15 protein-coding genes are annotated in these 15632 nt (G+C 34.1%); 13 read left to right on the top strand and 2 right to left on the bottom strand.

All coding sequences use genetic code 11. The features are described from left to right. Positions 1 to 15 precede the first annotated feature (15 nt). The 10 genes from GF867_RS10230 (at position 16) to GF867_RS10185 (ending at position 9441) form a co-directional block, all read left to right on the top strand. Entirely contained in the window at positions 16 to 864 is an 849-nt protein-coding gene (locus tag GF867_RS10230) for an ABC transporter ATP-binding protein (RefSeq protein WP_153833011.1), read from the top strand. 1 nt (position 865) lies between these two features. Further along, positions 866 to 1573 (top strand): ABC transporter permease, encoded by a 708-nt coding sequence (locus tag GF867_RS10225; RefSeq protein WP_153833010.1) that lies wholly within the window; start codon positions 866 to 868, stop codon positions 1571 to 1573. A gap of 174 nt (positions 1574 to 1747) precedes the next feature. Then, entirely contained in the window at positions 1748 to 2347 is a 600-nt protein-coding gene (locus GF867_RS10220) for a nitroreductase family protein (protein WP_153833009.1), read from the top strand. A 492-nt stretch (positions 2348 to 2839) separates the two neighbouring features. Next, complete coding sequence (gene rpsF / locus GF867_RS10215) at positions 2840 to 3139, top strand: 30S ribosomal protein S6 (protein ID WP_153833008.1); 300 nt, start codon at positions 2840 to 2842, stop codon at positions 3137 to 3139. 38 nt (positions 3140 to 3177) lie between these two features. After that, positions 3178 to 3735, top strand: coding sequence for a single-stranded DNA-binding protein (gene ssb, locus GF867_RS10210; protein ID WP_153833007.1), 558 nt, complete (start codon positions 3178 to 3180; stop codon positions 3733 to 3735). 21 nt (positions 3736 to 3756) lie between these two features. Next, positions 3757 to 3990, top strand: a complete 234-nt coding sequence (gene rpsR / locus GF867_RS10205; RefSeq protein WP_153833006.1) for a 30S ribosomal protein S18 — start codon at positions 3757 to 3759, stop codon at positions 3988 to 3990. A 547-nt stretch (positions 3991 to 4537) separates the two neighbouring features. Then, the gene (locus GF867_RS14080; protein WP_366927814.1) at positions 4538 to 6565 is read left to right on the top strand and encodes a DHH family phosphoesterase; all 2028 of its coding nucleotides are present in this window, start codon (positions 4538 to 4540) and stop codon (positions 6563 to 6565) included. Further along, positions 6546 to 6998 carry a 50S ribosomal protein L9 gene (gene rplI, locus GF867_RS10195; protein WP_153833005.1) on the top strand — a complete coding sequence of 151 codons (453 nt, stop codon included), beginning with the start codon at positions 6546 to 6548 and terminating at the stop codon, positions 6996 to 6998. Before GF867_RS14080 ends, rplI begins: the two co-directional genes overlap by 20 nt. 171 nt (positions 6999 to 7169) lie before the next feature. Further along, positions 7170 to 8543 (top strand): replicative DNA helicase, encoded by a 1374-nt coding sequence (gene dnaB / locus GF867_RS10190; RefSeq protein ID WP_153833004.1) that lies wholly within the window; start codon positions 7170 to 7172, stop codon positions 8541 to 8543. A 46-nt stretch (positions 8544 to 8589) separates the two neighbouring features. Continuing rightward, entirely contained in the window at positions 8590 to 9441 is an 852-nt protein-coding gene (locus GF867_RS10185; protein ID WP_153833003.1) for a DUF536 domain-containing protein, read from the top strand. 66 nt (positions 9442 to 9507) lie between these two features. On the opposite strand, the gene GF867_RS10180 is transcribed toward GF867_RS10185, so the two are convergent. Together GF867_RS10180 and GF867_RS10175 are read right to left on the bottom strand one after the other, a co-directional pair. After that, complete coding sequence (locus GF867_RS10180) at positions 9508 to 10797, bottom strand: adenylosuccinate synthase (protein WP_153833002.1); 1290 nt, start codon at positions 10795 to 10797, stop codon at positions 9508 to 9510. Positions 10798 to 11092: 295 nt separating this feature from the next. Next, positions 11093 to 12049, bottom strand: coding sequence for a C39 family peptidase (locus GF867_RS10175; protein ID WP_153833001.1), 957 nt, complete (start codon positions 12047 to 12049; stop codon positions 11093 to 11095). 307 nt (positions 12050 to 12356) lie between these two features. On the opposite strand from GF867_RS10175, the gene GF867_RS10170 reads away from it, so the two are divergent. From GF867_RS10170 to GF867_RS10160, 3 genes are all read left to right on the top strand, one after another. Further along, positions 12357 to 12695 carry a MerR family transcriptional regulator gene (locus tag GF867_RS10170; RefSeq protein WP_153833000.1) on the top strand — a complete coding sequence of 113 codons (339 nt, stop codon included), beginning with the start codon at positions 12357 to 12359 and terminating at the stop codon, positions 12693 to 12695. A gap of 29 nt (positions 12696 to 12724) precedes the next feature. After that, complete coding sequence (gene glnA, locus GF867_RS10165) at positions 12725 to 14068, top strand: type I glutamate--ammonia ligase (protein ID WP_153832999.1); 1344 nt, start codon at positions 12725 to 12727, stop codon at positions 14066 to 14068. An 84-nt stretch (positions 14069 to 14152) separates the two neighbouring features. After that, positions 14153 to 15625 (top strand): alpha-amylase, encoded by a 1473-nt coding sequence (locus GF867_RS10160; protein ID WP_153832998.1) that lies wholly within the window; start codon positions 14153 to 14155, stop codon positions 15623 to 15625. The last annotated feature ends 7 nt before the right edge of the window (positions 15626 to 15632 follow it).

The following is a 15632-nucleotide window of genomic DNA, read 5'->3' as shown; positions in this document are numbered from 1 at the left end:
AAGGGAGGTACAAAGATGAAAACAATTGTAAAAATTGCAGAATTAAGAAAAAACTTTGGACATGAGCAAGCATTAAAAGGTATTCAGTTCGAAATTAAGAGTGGCGAAATATTTGGTTTATTAGGTCCTAGTGGATCGGGGAAAACGACCACGATTAAGTTATTAACTGGAGAATTAGATCCGACGTCAGGAAGTTTAGAAGTGTTAGGTTATTCATCTGAAATGTTTGGACGTACTGAATATTTAGAAAAATTAGGTATTTTATCTGACAAAAGCGCTTTATATGAACGATTAACTGTAGCCGATAATTTAGAGTTGTATCGAAAACTTTATAATACTGATAAAGAGAAAGTCGATGAAGTGTTAGAAGCAGTTGGCCTACTGGACCAAAAAAATAAACGAGTTTCTAAGTTGTCAAAAGGTATGAAGCAGCGTATTTTGTTATGTAAAGCTGTTTTACATGCACCGCCCTTATTGTTATTAGATGAGCCAACAAGTGCTTTAGACCCCAATACACGTGAGCGTATTCATGAAATGTTGTTGAAGTTGAAAGAGTCTGGTACTACAATTTTATTGACGACTCATGATATGGACGAAGCAACCCTGTTATGTGATAATGTCGCATTTCTGCATGGAGGTATCATTAAAGAAACGGGTTCACCAGAGGATTTAAGAAATAAATATAAACGCAATGTTGTGCATATTAAATATGCTTCCGGACTTATTAAAACGATTGAAAACTCTAGTGAGAATTTTAATCAAATCCAAGAGGCTTTATTTGATCAGAACTTAATTGAAATGCATACAGATTTTCCTTCTTTAGGCGAAGTGTTTAAAAATGTTACTGGAAAGGAATTAATTTAATATGAAACTACATCGAGTATTGGCAATTTTTGAGAAAGATTTAAAAGAATTTATGCGCAATATGTCATTGTTTACGATGATTTTACTGCCAATTATTATGGCATTATTGTTTACGAATATTGGAGGCGGAATCGAAGATCTACCACTAGAAATAATTTTCATATTAATAGGCATGACCTTCTCAGCTATTTCTTATAACACCATGGCAACGATGATGGCGGAAGAAAATGAAAAAGATACTTTAAGAGGTTTAGTTCAATCACCAGCTTCGTTAATAGATATTATTCTTGGGAAAAGTTTAGTGACAATTTTAATGACATTGATTTCTCTAGGAATTTCTTTGGCTATTTGTGATGCCATAACAAGTTGGAGTTTTATGGGAATTATCGCACTTATTTTGTTATTGTTATTCTTTTTAGGCTTGGGTATTGCCGTTGGATTGAGTGTAAAAAGCGTTGCAACAACAGCTGTTTATTCAATGCCGATTATGTTTATCTTTGGCATGTCTCAATATGTCGAATTTATTGTGACTGATCCCAATTCAATTGTGAGAAAAGTGTTTAATTACTTACCAATTTACCAAGTATTCTTTATTGAGGAAGGTCAACCGCCTTTCAAACCGTTAATGATTCTGTTAGTTTGGGTAATTTTAGTATTTATTATCGTATTCTGGACGTTTAAAAAGCGTTCTAAAGACGATAAACGTTAAATTTCTTATCAAATAAATGAATGAAATGATACACAGCTTAAAGCTTAAAATATGAGCTTTAAGCTTTTTTATTATTTAATTTTATCTCACGTTCGAATATTCTTGATTATATTCAAGTGGGTGTTATAATAATGATGTAAGATAAATTATAAACGTCAAGGAGAGATATTATTCATGTCAGAATTTAAAGATGTATTATTAAAACGCCGCTCAATTTATGCTTTAGGTAAGAACAGTGAATTAAGTACAGATGAAATCGTAGCACGTCTACGTGAAGTACAACAAACAGTTCCAACAGCTAATAACAGTCAAACAACTCGTTTAGTGGTTTTAACAGGTGAAGCAAATACTAAATTATGGAATTTAATTTATGATGTTCAAAAAGAAGTATTAAACGAAGCAATGTGGAACTTTATGTCTCCAATTATGGTGGGTGCTAAAGAAGCGATGGGAACAGTTTTATTCTTCGAAGACCGTGATGCTGTAAACCAAATGCCAGCTAAAGGTGAGCGTGCTGAAGCTTATAAACAAAACAATAACGCAAACTCTCAATTTGCTATTTGGTTAGCATTAGCAGAAATGGACTTAGGAGCTTCATTACAACACTTTAACATTGGCTACGAACAAGGCTTTGATAAAGCAATTCGTGAAATGTTCAATTTACCAGCTTCATATGAATTAATCGCACAAATGCCATTTGGTTCAGTTGAACAAGCCGCTGGAGAGAAAGAACATATCGATCCAACTGTTCAAGTACAAGTAATTTCAGAATAATATAAAGGGCTTATTATCTTGTTTGGATAATAAGCTTTTTTTATAACTTAAGTTTTATGCTTATTTGCCAAGCTTTGTGCTATGTTCAGCTTATTGTTTTCCAAGGCGGTGGTCGCTTTCAAAGCCTCATGGTTGTGAGGGATTTAAAAGATCAATCGGCTTTGCTCTGTCTACTTCGCTTGCTCATATTCAGAGATTGCCCTTTGTATCGCTTTGTAAAACAAGTCGTTGAGCTACGTTGAGTATTCCAACAAAAGTTAAGCGATATAATCAATTTAAAATTGCTAAACAGAATTTAAAGGGCTCGGATTTATCCGAGATTTTTTATTTTTTCCCCTTAAACTGGCTCATGATTGAATGTTATAAGAAAATATTAAAAGACTTGTATTTAAAAGTCAAAAGTAGTATAATTCTTAGATGTGAGTAATTAGCTATATATAGCTTTTTTCTCCTTGCTCTTCGGAGCCATTAGACCAAAAGGAGGTGCAGTCAATGAGCCAATCAACAAAATACGAAATCTTATACATCATTCGTCCTGATTTAGGTGAAGATGCTAAGAAAGAATTAATTGAACGTTTTGATGGTATTTTAACTTCAAACGGTACTGAAATTGTTGAATCAAAAGACTGGGCGAAAAAACGTTTAGCATATGAAATTAACGATTATAAAGAAGGTATTTACCACCTAATTAACATCGTTGCTTCAGACGCTAAAGGAATCAATGAATTTGATCGTTTAGCCCTAATCAACCGTGACATTTTACGTCACATGATTATTAAAATCGAAGCATAATTTGTTTCACGTGAAACACTTTGGAGGAGGAATAGTTTTTGAATACGGTACAACTTGTCGGCCGTTTAACAAAAGAAGTTGATTTAAAATTTACTTCTTCGGGAACAGCCGTAGGATCGTTTACAATAGCAGTCAATCGTAGTTTTACTAACCAACAAGGTGATCGTGAAGCAGACTTTATTAACTGTGTAATCTGGCGTAAAGCAGCTGAAAACTTAGCAAGCTTCACGCGTAAAGGATCTCAAATTGGAATTGAAGGAAGAATTCAGACACGTAATTACGAAAACCAACAAGGTCAACGTGTATACGTAACTGAAGTTGTTGTAAATAATTTCCACCTATTGGAACCACGTTCTGTAACGGAACAAAGACCAGCTGGAGAATCAAATGCTCCATCATCAGGTGGTTATTCAAATAATTATAACAATCAAAATTCTTACCAAAACCAATCAAATTTCCAGAATACACAAAGTAATCAAAGTAAAGCTCCGCAAAACAATTTTTCATTTAATCAAGACTTTAACCAACAGTCATCTTCCCCATTCATGGAAGATGGTCGTCCTATTGATATTTCAGAGGACGATTTACCGTTTTAAGATAAAAGAGGAGGAATTATTATGGCACAACGCCGCGGTGGAAGACGTAGAAAAAAAGTATGTCACTTCTGTGCAAACCATATTGACCATCCTGATTACAAAGACACAGCATTATTATCAAGATTTATTTCTGAAAAGGGTAAAATCTTACCACGTCGTGTAACAGGTACATGTGCGAAACACCAACGTACATTAACAGCAACTATTAAACGTTCAAGAATTATGGCTTTACTACCATTTACAGTAGCAGAGTAATTTTTGATCAGAGAATCAGCCATTTAGGTTGGTTCTCTTTTTTATTTTAAGGAACTATTAGTTTAGAGTAAATTTAGCAGCTAAAGTTTTAATAAGGAAGTAGCCTCATTTAAATCATCAACATTATTCGGATTATACGTTCAATTTGTTAGATAATTACACTTTAGAAATTTAATTACAAGCTTGAACGAAAGACTGACTGCCTTTTATACCTCTATGGCAAAACATTTAAATGAGCTATGTCTGGTAGTTCAATTATAAAATTTAGAGTATAAAGAAATCTATAAAGAAATTCAAATCACTAGACAAGTTTTTTTGAAATACAGAATAGATTACTTAAACGGAATTTATGATTGTAAAGGGTGTAGATTATGTAACGCCTTTGAATTAGTATACTTAAATAGTGATACTAATAATCCTATAATCTTAATAGGAAAGATAAAGTTTCAGATTAGAATGTTTCACGTGAAACACTCTCTAGTAATAGAATAGAATTAACCATTGCTTTGTGGTAAAATAAAAGGTAAATCCAGTAAAGAGGTGGAATGTGATAACAAAAGAGAAAATACAAAAGTTCTTTGAGGTATTTAACTCACTAGAGATTAGTTGGCAGTTATATAGTTTAGCTTTTGCTTATTTAATCATTACATTGATTGCTATTGTCTTAAAATGGCAGATAGGTATGTTATTGCTATTACTTCTGGCTGCAATAGTTATCTTTGGGCTATTTAACTTTAATAACTTCTTCAAAGACTTTAGTATGGTTGCTAATCGTCTTTCAAACCTAGCGAAAATAGCTGAAGAGGACTCATTATATAAGTCACCAATCGCAGTGATTATCTACGATACGAATCAAAGAATAAATTGGATTAACCCTGCTCTTCATCAAGTATTTGATGCCAAGGATATCTTAGGTAAATCAATAATGTCATTAGATGAAGAGTTTGTAGAAGCTTTAAAGCTAGATTCTTCTCAAGAATGGGTCACTATTAGATTAGAAAAGAGTTTCTATAAGTTGATGCATCAACCGAATCGACGGGCTATCTATTTGTTAGATACGACTGAGGAAAATAAAATTAGAGAAGACAAACAGTTTGATCAAGTTGTATTCGGTTATCTATTCCTAGATGACTATGATGAATTAATTCAATCAATGGATGATAATCAAGCAGCAAAATTTGATTCTGAACTACTTAATGACTTAAATAATTGGACTAACCAACACCATATATACTTAAAACGATTAGATGAAGAAAAATTCTTATTATTATTCAATAAATTAATACTGGATGAACTTGAAAATGAAAAGTTTAAGACATTCGAAGCGATTCGAGAGAAAAATCATTTAAAGAACATTCCCATTTCAATCAGTTTAGGGATTGCATATTCTCAAATTGAGCGTTATCAATTAAATGATTTAGCAGAACAAGCTCAGTTGAATTTAGATTTAGCGTTAGGACGCGGTGGCGATCAAATTGTTGTTCGTTCTCAAGATGGTAAAGCTCGTTTCTATGGTGGCAAAACAAATCCAACAGAGAAACGAACCAATATAAGATCTAAACTTGTTTTTCAAGCACTAGTCAACTCAATTGAGCAAGCTGAAAAAGTAATTATAAGCGGTCATAAATATCCAGATATGGACTCTATAGGTTCCGCTATAGGCTTATATAGAATCGTAAAACTTCTGGGCAAAGAGTGTCGAATTATTGTCAATGAAGAAGAATTTAATCACGATATTGTTCAATTACTTGAAATGCCTCAAATCAAAAATGAAAAGCATCTAATGTTTGTTAATGAACAAACAGCATTGGAAATACGAACAGACAATACACTCATCGTGCTAGTTGATCATCACAAACCTAGTTTGAGTGAAGCTGAAGCGCTAATAGATGGACATGATACTGTAATTATTGACCATCACAGACGTAGCGAGGAATTCCCTAAGCAAACAGTGTTAACCTATATCGAACCTTATGCCTCGTCAACATCTGAACTAGTAACGGAATTCTTTATGTATACAGGCTCGAATCTTGAAGCTTTAAATAAATTTGAAGCTACTGCGATGTTAGCTGGTATTATTGTCGATACCAATAACTTTTCATTAAGAACCGGTTCGCGTACATTTGATGCTGCGAGTTACCTTAAATCAAGAGGTGCTGATACAGCTCAAATTAACCGAATGCTAAAAGAAGATTTAGAGACAGTCAAACGTCGTAATCATTTGATTGAAAAGAGCGTCTATCTTTCAGAAGGATATGTTGTGTCATGTGGTGAAGAAGAAATAGTATACGATACAATTACGGCTGCACAATCTGCAGATGAAATGTTAGGCTTAAAGGATGTTGAAGCTTCATTTGTGATTTATAAACGCTCTGATGAGAAAGTAGGAATCAGTGCAAGAAGTTTAGGGACAATTAATGTTCAAATCATAATGGAAAAACTTGGTGGCGGAGGTCACCTTTCAAATGCTGCTGTTCAATTAAAAGATAAAACAATTGAGGAGGCATATGAATTGTTATTAAGTAAATTAGATATAGATACAGGGAGGAATTTGAATGAAAGTCATACTACTTAAAGATGTAAAAAAACAAGGTAAAAAAGGTGAAGTAATCGAAGTAAGCGACGGTTATGGTCGTAACTTTTTGATTAAAAACAACTTAGCTAAGTTAGCAGATGGATCAGCAATGAGTCAATTAAATGCTGAACAAAAAGCTAAACAAAAAATTGCTGAAGAAGAATTAGCCGAAGCTAAAGAAGTAAAAAAATCAATTGAAGATGAGAAGACAGTAGTTAAAATTAAAGCTAAAACTGGTGAAGATGGACGATTATTTGGAACAATTCCATCTAAGCAAATTGCTGAAGAATTGAACAAGCAGTACAAGATAAAAGTTGACCGTCGTAAAATTCAATTAGAGAATAATCTATCTTCATTAGGCTTCCATAAAGTTGAAGTGAAACTGCATGCTGAAGTTACAGCAGTAATTAATATCAGTGTTATATCTGGATAGTTAAAATATTATATGCAAATGCTAACATTTATCGGTATGTTAGCATTTGTTTTGTTTTACAGTGACAAACAAATCAGACAAATGAAATGAAATGATGTATAATGTAAGATGTGACATAAAGATTTGACACTGCTTTATGTATAGTAATGTAAAAGAAAGTGAGGAGCATCATTGGAAGTAAAACATATAGAACAAGCGTTACCTTTCAGTATAGAAGCAGAGAAATCAGTGATTGGTGCCTTACTCATTGATTCAATGAAGATGGGGTCTGTACAATCTATTTTACAGGACGATGATTTTTACAAGAAGTCACATCAAGTTATATTCGATGCGATGAATAAAGTCTTTGATAAAAATGGCGTAATCGATCCTGTTACTTTAATTAACCAATTGGATTCTTACGATGAGCTAGAAAACGTCGGTGGACAAGATTATATTATTGATTTAGCAAGCTATACTCCGACATCAGCGAATATAGAACAGTATGCAACGATTGTAAAAGAAAAATCGACGCTTAGACAGTTAATTTCAGCATCACGCACAATTATAGCGGATGCTTATGCTGAAGGTGATGATGTTGAGAATATCATTGATCGAAGCGAGAAATTGATTCTTTCGATTGGAGAAAGTAGTCAAAGTAACAAACCACGTGAAATGAAAGAAGTTGTCGCAGAAGCGTTTGAGAAAGTTGTAAAATTGTCAGAAGAAAAAAGGGAAATAGTTGGCTTGCCTACAGGTTACATTGATCTGGACAGAATGACGAGTGGTTTCCAACCAGATCAATTAATTATACTGGCAGCGAGACCCTCTGTTGGTAAAACTGCATTTGCATTAAATATTGCACAAAATGTTGGTACAAAATCTAAAGTACCTGTCATTGTGTTCTCGTTAGAGATGGGTGCCGTTGACTTAGTCTTCCGTATGATTTGTGCAGAAGGTAATATACATGCCTCTAACTTAAAAACTGGTCAATTAACTGAAGAAGAATGGAAAAGTTTTACTGTTGCTACTGATACACTAAAAGATGCACCGATTTTTATCGATGATTCAGCAGGAATAAAAGTTTCAGAAATTCGAGCTAAATGTCGACGTTTAAAGCAAGAAAACGATGATTTAGGTTTAATTGTAATTGACTATCTACAGTTAATTGAAGGTAATGGTAAAGAAAACCGACAACAAGAAGTTTCTGAAATTTCACGTCAACTAAAAATGCTAGCAAAAGAATTGGAGTGTCCAATTATTGCCTTATCACAACTATCGCGTGGATTAGAACAACGTCAAAATAAGAGACCTATCTTGAGTGATATTCGTGAATCTGGATCAATCGAGCAGGATGCTGATATTGTAGCCTTCTTATACCGTGAGGATTATCACCAACAGGAAGGTGAAGAAGAAGAAGGTAACGAGGATGATTTACCAGACAATACAGTAGAAGTTATCCTAGCGAAGAACCGTAGTGGTGCTCGTGATACTGTAAAACTGTTGTTTAAGAAAGAATATAACAAGTTTTCTAGCTTATCTTATGCGCCTACACCACCTATGTAATATATAACCGTTTAATGAAATAATTGATATAAATGAGGTAGCCTATATGAGTAAAAATTTAACAGCCCAACAACTTGCAGATGAATTAGGAGTCACTCGACAACTAATTTATTATCATGCAAAAAAATTACCCAAGAATAGTAAAACTTATGATGATGATAACACATTAGTTTTTACTCCTGAGCAGCAGGACATTTTAAAAAGTTATATGACGGATACATTAAAAGAAAAAACTTCAAATAAAAATGAAAAAAAATCAGAAATAGAAATTGAAGAATCTTTAGATTCTAATATTAAAATCGAAGAAGTTGAGAAAAAAAATCTCACTGAATCGAAAGAAAATAAAGAATTTAACACGACCAAAAATGAAGAGAAAACTAATGAGAAAGTCGAGTCAAGTCTTGAAAAAGAACTGACAAACGCAGATTCAAATGACAAAACTGAAATAGTGACAAATGTAAAATCTACACTGTCAAATGTAAAAGATGATGATGATATGGATGATGAAAGGAACTCAATTGAAGTTGCAAGTCACGAGAAATCAGTAACTGTCAAAGACTTTATTCAGCAGGTTGTAAAAGACCATTTGGAGTCACAGAAAAAAATAGAATCTGAAGAGAGACAAACGTTGATTGGCGAGTTAGAAGAAAAAAACTCTCAAATTTCTACCTTACACAAGTTGTTAGATCAACAACAACAACTAGCTTTGGTTGCAGAACAAAAACACCAAAAGTTATTAGAGACACTTGGCGTGGAAGATGAAACTGAGCTGAAAGCTTTAGTTGAAGAAACAAACAAAGCAGTTTCTGAAATATCTTCTAATACTGAAGAAGTAAAAGTAAGCAATCAAAATCCTTATGAAGGCAAAAACTGGTTCCAAAGATTGTTCAAAATGTAAAAAATAAAAAGCCCTGAAAACTGTAAAGTGTTTTCAGGGCTTTTTGATGATTCAAGTATAAAATGATTAGCCCCAAACTGAGTCTAAAATCATTGTTTGTTTACGGTCAGGACCTACAGATAAAGTCGCAATTTTAGCACCTACTAATTCACTTACACGACGTACGTAGTTTTGTGCATTTTGTGGCAGCTCTTCTAATGTTTGACAACCTGTAATATCTTCTGTCCAACCAGGAAGCTCTTCGTAAACTGGCGTACAGTCCGCTAATTGTTTCAAGCTAGCAGGATAGTATTCAATTGTTTCGCCATCGCTTGTACGGTAAGCAGTACAAATCTTAATTGTTTCAAGACCAGATAAAACATCAATACTGTTTAAAGATAAATGAGTTATTCCAGAAACACGTTTAGAATGACGCATTACGACGCTGTCAAACCAACCGATACGACGTGGACGTCCAGTAGTTGTTCCATATTCGCGACCTACTTCACGAATTGTATTACCAATTTCATCGAATAATTCAGTTGGGAAAGGACCATCACCTACACGAGATGTATAAGCTTTACATACCCCAACAACTGTATTGATTTTTGTTGGACCTACACCACTACCGATTGTTACACCACCGGCAACAGGGTTAGAAGATGTTACAAATGGATAAGTACCTTGGTCAATATCTAACATGACACCTTGTGCACCTTCGAATAATACTCGTTTACCATTGTCTAGAGCATCATTTAAAATAACTGAAGTTTCATCAACATATTTTTCAATCTCTTTACCATATTGGTAATACTCTTCAAAAATATCTTCAAATTTCAATGGTTCATGACCATAAACTTTTTCAATTAATTTATTTTTTTCTTCTAAGTTAATTTTCAAACGTTCTTCAAAAATTTCTTTATCTAATAAATCTGCAATACGGATTCCGACACGAGCCGCTTTATCCATATATGCAGGTCCGATACCTTTGATTGTAGTTCCAATCTTGTTATCACCTTTTGAATCTTCTTGAAGTTGATCTAATAGAATATGATAAGGTAATATCACATGTGCTCTTGCTGAAATTCTCAAGTTATCAGTTGAAACACCTTCATCTTTCAAGTAAGTTAATTCTTTTACTAAAGACTTAGGATTTACTACAACGCCATTACCAATAACGCTAATTTTATCTTGAGCAAAAATTCCAGAAGGAATTAAGTGTAACTTGTAGGTTTTACCATCAAACTTAATCGTATGACCAGCATTATCTCCACCTTGGTAACGAGCCACAACCTCAGCATTCTCACTTAAGAAATCGGTAATTTTCCCCTTACCTTCGTCTCCCCATTGAGTTCCTACAACTACTACTGATGACATATAAACTACTCCTTTATATCCTATTTTTTAGAAATATATTCTAATTAGTACTTGCCAATGAATAATAAAAATTATTCAATACACTATACCATGAGATTCAATGTAAAAATTTGCAGATTTCTTCTAAACATAAACAATATTAGAACTAAGTTAAAGAATCGTCATGTGAAACGATGTATTTATAAAAGTACCCTTCTAGAAAATACTATAAGCTAGCCAGATAAGCAAGAAAACAATTATTAGAAATGCTATAAAAAAAGAATCATTCTACTTTTTTGTAGAATAATTCTTTTGATTAATAAAATGTCCAGTAGTTTAATCCATCTTCTAGAAAGATGTTCTCGTCAATACCTTGAAGGCTAAACATCTTTGAGGGATCATCATTTGGATCGTTCACATATACTTTGCCATCCTCATAACCACGTATGACTAGTATATGACCAGTTTCAGTAAAATATCCGGGTTCCACAGATGCAACAATGATTTTACCTTCTTGTACGGCTTCCATTGCGGAATGGAAGTCACTCCCAAAGTTAAACATGGTATATCCAAAATGTTGAGCAAAATCATAGAAAATCGTCCATGAAGTTCCACCATCGTGAACATAGTAAGTTTCTTTACTCCAATCAAGAATGTCTTGTGGAACAACATCCTTTCCAGAGTTACTAGCGTGAACCATCGCTAAAGAAACGATTGCACAACCATTTTCCCCCAATTGTTCAGTTGTGTTTGAGCCATATTTCAATTCACGCCACTCAGGATCCTTTTGTAAAAGTAATGGAACATCTATTTGTTCAATGTTAGACAGATTAGCTTCTAATGCAGGATGTTCAGGTAAAAAGACAGCGCCTAAATCTTCAATCTTTAAGTTTGTCTCTTTAATTGCCGAAACAATATCCCGTTGAGCTGCAAGTAAGTTGTTTTGATATTCAGTTTCCACAATTTCATGAACTTGACTAGAGATATCTTCACTAGAATTTGTGTAGCTTGTTAATAGTTTATCGAAATCTTTTTCTTTGACTGTTACTAACTCAGTTTGGCGTAAAGTGTTCTCCGATGAACTTTCAACGGAATCACTGGATTCTGCATTGGTTTCTTCAACAAACGGTGTGTTATCTGCCTGATACTCTGCTGTTATGGCATTATTATGTGCCGTTAATTTCCCTAAATGAACGATTAAGAAAACACCAGCAACTATAAAGGCTATTGAACAGCCCGTTGCAATTAAATTTATGTATTTATTTTTAGACATCACTTGTCTCCTTGGGATTCACTATGTATTTTTTAGAATACGCATCGAAGTAATTTTATCATATTAATCAAAATAAATATGGCTTTTTTATCGATTTAATAAATCCTTTTGAAAAAATAATCTACTTGTAACTAAATTGTGACGTTACCTAGTAGAGAAAAAAGTGACATTTATGCGTTAAAATTCGACAAAGCCTGATAAATCAATTAAAATCAATGTTATATAATATAACATTATTTGTAAAAATTCATTTGACTATCACTTTAGTCATTTTTATAATTAAATCAAATTTTAAGGAGTGCAGCCAATGGCAGAGAAAGAGTTTAGAAAATCATTAGCAGTTTTTCCAATAGGCACTGTCATGCAATTAACAGGCTTATCCGCGAGACAAATACGTTATTATGAAGATTATCATTTGGTAACACCTCAAAGAAGTGAAACTAATCGAAGAATGTATTCATTAAATGATGTTGATCGGCTACTTGAAATTATTGACTTACTTGATGAAGGGATGACTTTAAAAGGAATCCAAAAAAGATACGCTAGCCCATCGGCAGACAATGATGAAGAAAAAGTTAGTCTGACTGACCAAGATGTGCGGCGTATATTAAGAGATGAATTAGAAATTCAAGGTCGTTTTCATTAAGTTTTATTGAATGTGGAGGAAACTATTATATGTCAACAAAATGGACAAAAGAAGCAATTATCAAAGATGCAAAAGAAAAAAACGTAAGATTCATTCGTTTAATGTTTACTGATATTGCAGGAACAATTAAGAACGTAGAAGTTCCTTTTTCTCAATTAGAAAAAGCGTTAGATGGTAATATGATGTTTGATGGGTCCTCAATTGAAGGCTTTGTAAGAATTGAGGAAAGTGACATGTATTTGGTGCCTGATTTTGATACATGGTTAATCTTCAATTGGCATGCTGAAGAAGGAGCAGGACGAATTGCACGCTTAATTTGTGATGTGGAGAATACTAATCGTGAGCCATTTGCTGGAGATCCACGTAGCAATCTAAAACGTATGTTGAAGCAAATGCATGCAATGGGCTTTACAGATTTTAATTTAGGACCCGAGCCGGAATTTTTCTTATTCAAACTTAATGATAATGGCGAGCCGACGATGAGCTTAAATGATAACGGTGGTTACTTTGATTTAGCGCCGACCGATTTAGCTGAGAACTGTCGTCGTGATATTGTGCTTGAATTAGAAGAGTTAGGTTTTGAAATTGAAGCGAGCCATCATGAAGTAGCTCCAGGACAACATGAAATTGATTGGAAGTATTCAGATGCGATTACGGCATGCGATAACATTCAAACATTCAAGTTGATTGTTAAATCCGTTGCCCGTCGTCATAACTTACATGCGACATTTATGCCAAAACCTATTTTTGGTATTAATGGCTCAGGAATGCACTTTAATATGTCTTTATTTACAGAAGCAGGTAATGCATTCTTTGATCCAGAAACAGATGATCAATTATCTCAAACTGCACTCTATTTTATCGGCGGAATGTTGAAATATGCTCGTTCATTTACGGCAGTATGTAATCCAACAGTGAACTCTTACAAACGTTTAGTACCAGGTTATGAAGCGCCTGTATATGTGGCTTGGAGTGAACAAAATCGTTCGCCATTAATCAGAATTCCTGCTTCTCGTGGTAACTCAACTCGAGTTGAAATCAGAAGTGTAGACCCGTCAGCGAATCCTTATTTAGCCTTAGCTGTATTGTTACAAGCTGGTTTAGAGGGAATCAAACAAGAATTAACACCACCGTCTTCAGTTGATCGTAATATTTATGCGATGACTCGTGAAGAACGTTTAGCTGAAGGTGTCAATGATTTACCTGGATCACTGCGTGAAGCATTAAAAGAATTGAAAAAAGAGCCAATCATTTTAGATGCATTAGGGCCACATATTTCAGAAAACTTTATTGCAGAAAAAACGATGGAATATTTTGCTTACCAAAGACACGTTACGCAATGGGAAGTAGATAAATATTTAAAACTGTACTAAGAGTATAGTAAGATGAACCTATCAAGAACTTCTTGATAGGTTTTTTTACAAATACATCACTAAAATTAAGAGGAGTGAATAGCAATGCAGAAACAGAATGATGTCTTGATGCAGTATTTTGAATGGTATTTGGCAGATGACGGAAGTTTATGGAAAAAGCTAGCTGATGATGCGAAACATTTGCAAGCTTTAGGTATCAATAATGTCTGGCTTCCACCAGCTTTTAAAGGTACTGGTTCTGGCGATGTTGGCTATGGTATTTACGATCTGTTTGATTTAGGAGAATTTGATCAAAAAGGTTCTATTAGAACGAAATATGGAACGAAAGAGGAATATCTGACTGCGATCGAAGAATTGAAAAATCATGGAATTCGTCCAATTGCAGATTTAGTTTTAAATCATAAAGCAGGGGGCGATGAGAAAGAAACATTCAAAGTGTTAAAGATGAATCCCGATAATCGTCAAGAAGCTGAATCAGAACCTTATGATATTGAGGGGTGGACCCATTTTACTTTTCCAGGTAGAAAGGGAAAATACAATGATTTTGAATGGCGCTATTATCATTTTTCAGGAACAGATTACGATGCGAAGACTGAAGAAAAAGGTGTTTATTTAATACTGGGAGACAACAAAGGTTGGGCAGATAACCAGAGCGTGGATGATGAAAAAGGTAATTTTGATTATTTAATGTTCTGTGATATTGATTATTCTCATCCCGAAGTCATCCAGAATATAAAAGATTGGACTCGGTGGTTTATTGAAACTACAGGTATTCAAGGTTTCCGTTTGGATGCAATTAAACATATTGATTCAAGATTTATTGAGCGTTTTATTGAGTCTGTTACTGAAGCAATGGGGGAAGAGTTTTATGTGTTTGGTGAATATTGGGTAGCTGATTATGATGCGACCATCAATTATCTTGAAACAATCGATTTTGAATTTGATTTATTTGATGTCAGCTTGCATATGAACCTTTATTCTGCTTCTCAACAAGGAGCCGCTTATGATTTACGCCAAATTTTTGATAATACTTTAATGCAACATAATCCTTGGAATGCTGTAACATTCGTGGATAATCATGATACACAAAGGGGTCAATCTTTGGAGTCAGAGGTAGAGCAGTGGTTTAAACCACATGCTTATGGACTCATCTTATTAAGGGAACAAGGTCTGCCTTGTGTATTCTATGGTGACTATTATGGAGTGGGAGGAGAGAATGCTCATTCCGGTTACCAATCATTACTTGATAAGTTATTATTTATTCGTAAACATCATGCGTACGGTAAGCAAGTAGATTATCTTGATCATCCAAATTGTATTGGTTGGGCTAGACTTGGGAATGATGAGCATCCGGATGGTCTGGCTGTGGTTTTGAGTAATGGCGAAGCCGGTTGGAAAGAAATGAATATGGGACCGGCAAATGCTGGAAAGATATTTGTAGATTTTTTACAGCACCATGATGCAGAAATTATGATTAATGAAGATGGTAATGCGACATTCCCTGTTAATGCTGGGGAAATTTCAGTGTGGGTGAATAAAGAAAGTCATTTAGATTAAAAAAAAC

Source organism: Fundicoccus ignavus (assembly GCF_009659375.1).
GTDB lineage: Bacteria > Bacillota > Bacilli > Lactobacillales > Aerococcaceae > Fundicoccus > Fundicoccus ignavus.
Note: the sequence above shows the minus strand (reverse complement) of the source record. Positions and strands in the feature narration are given on the sequence as shown.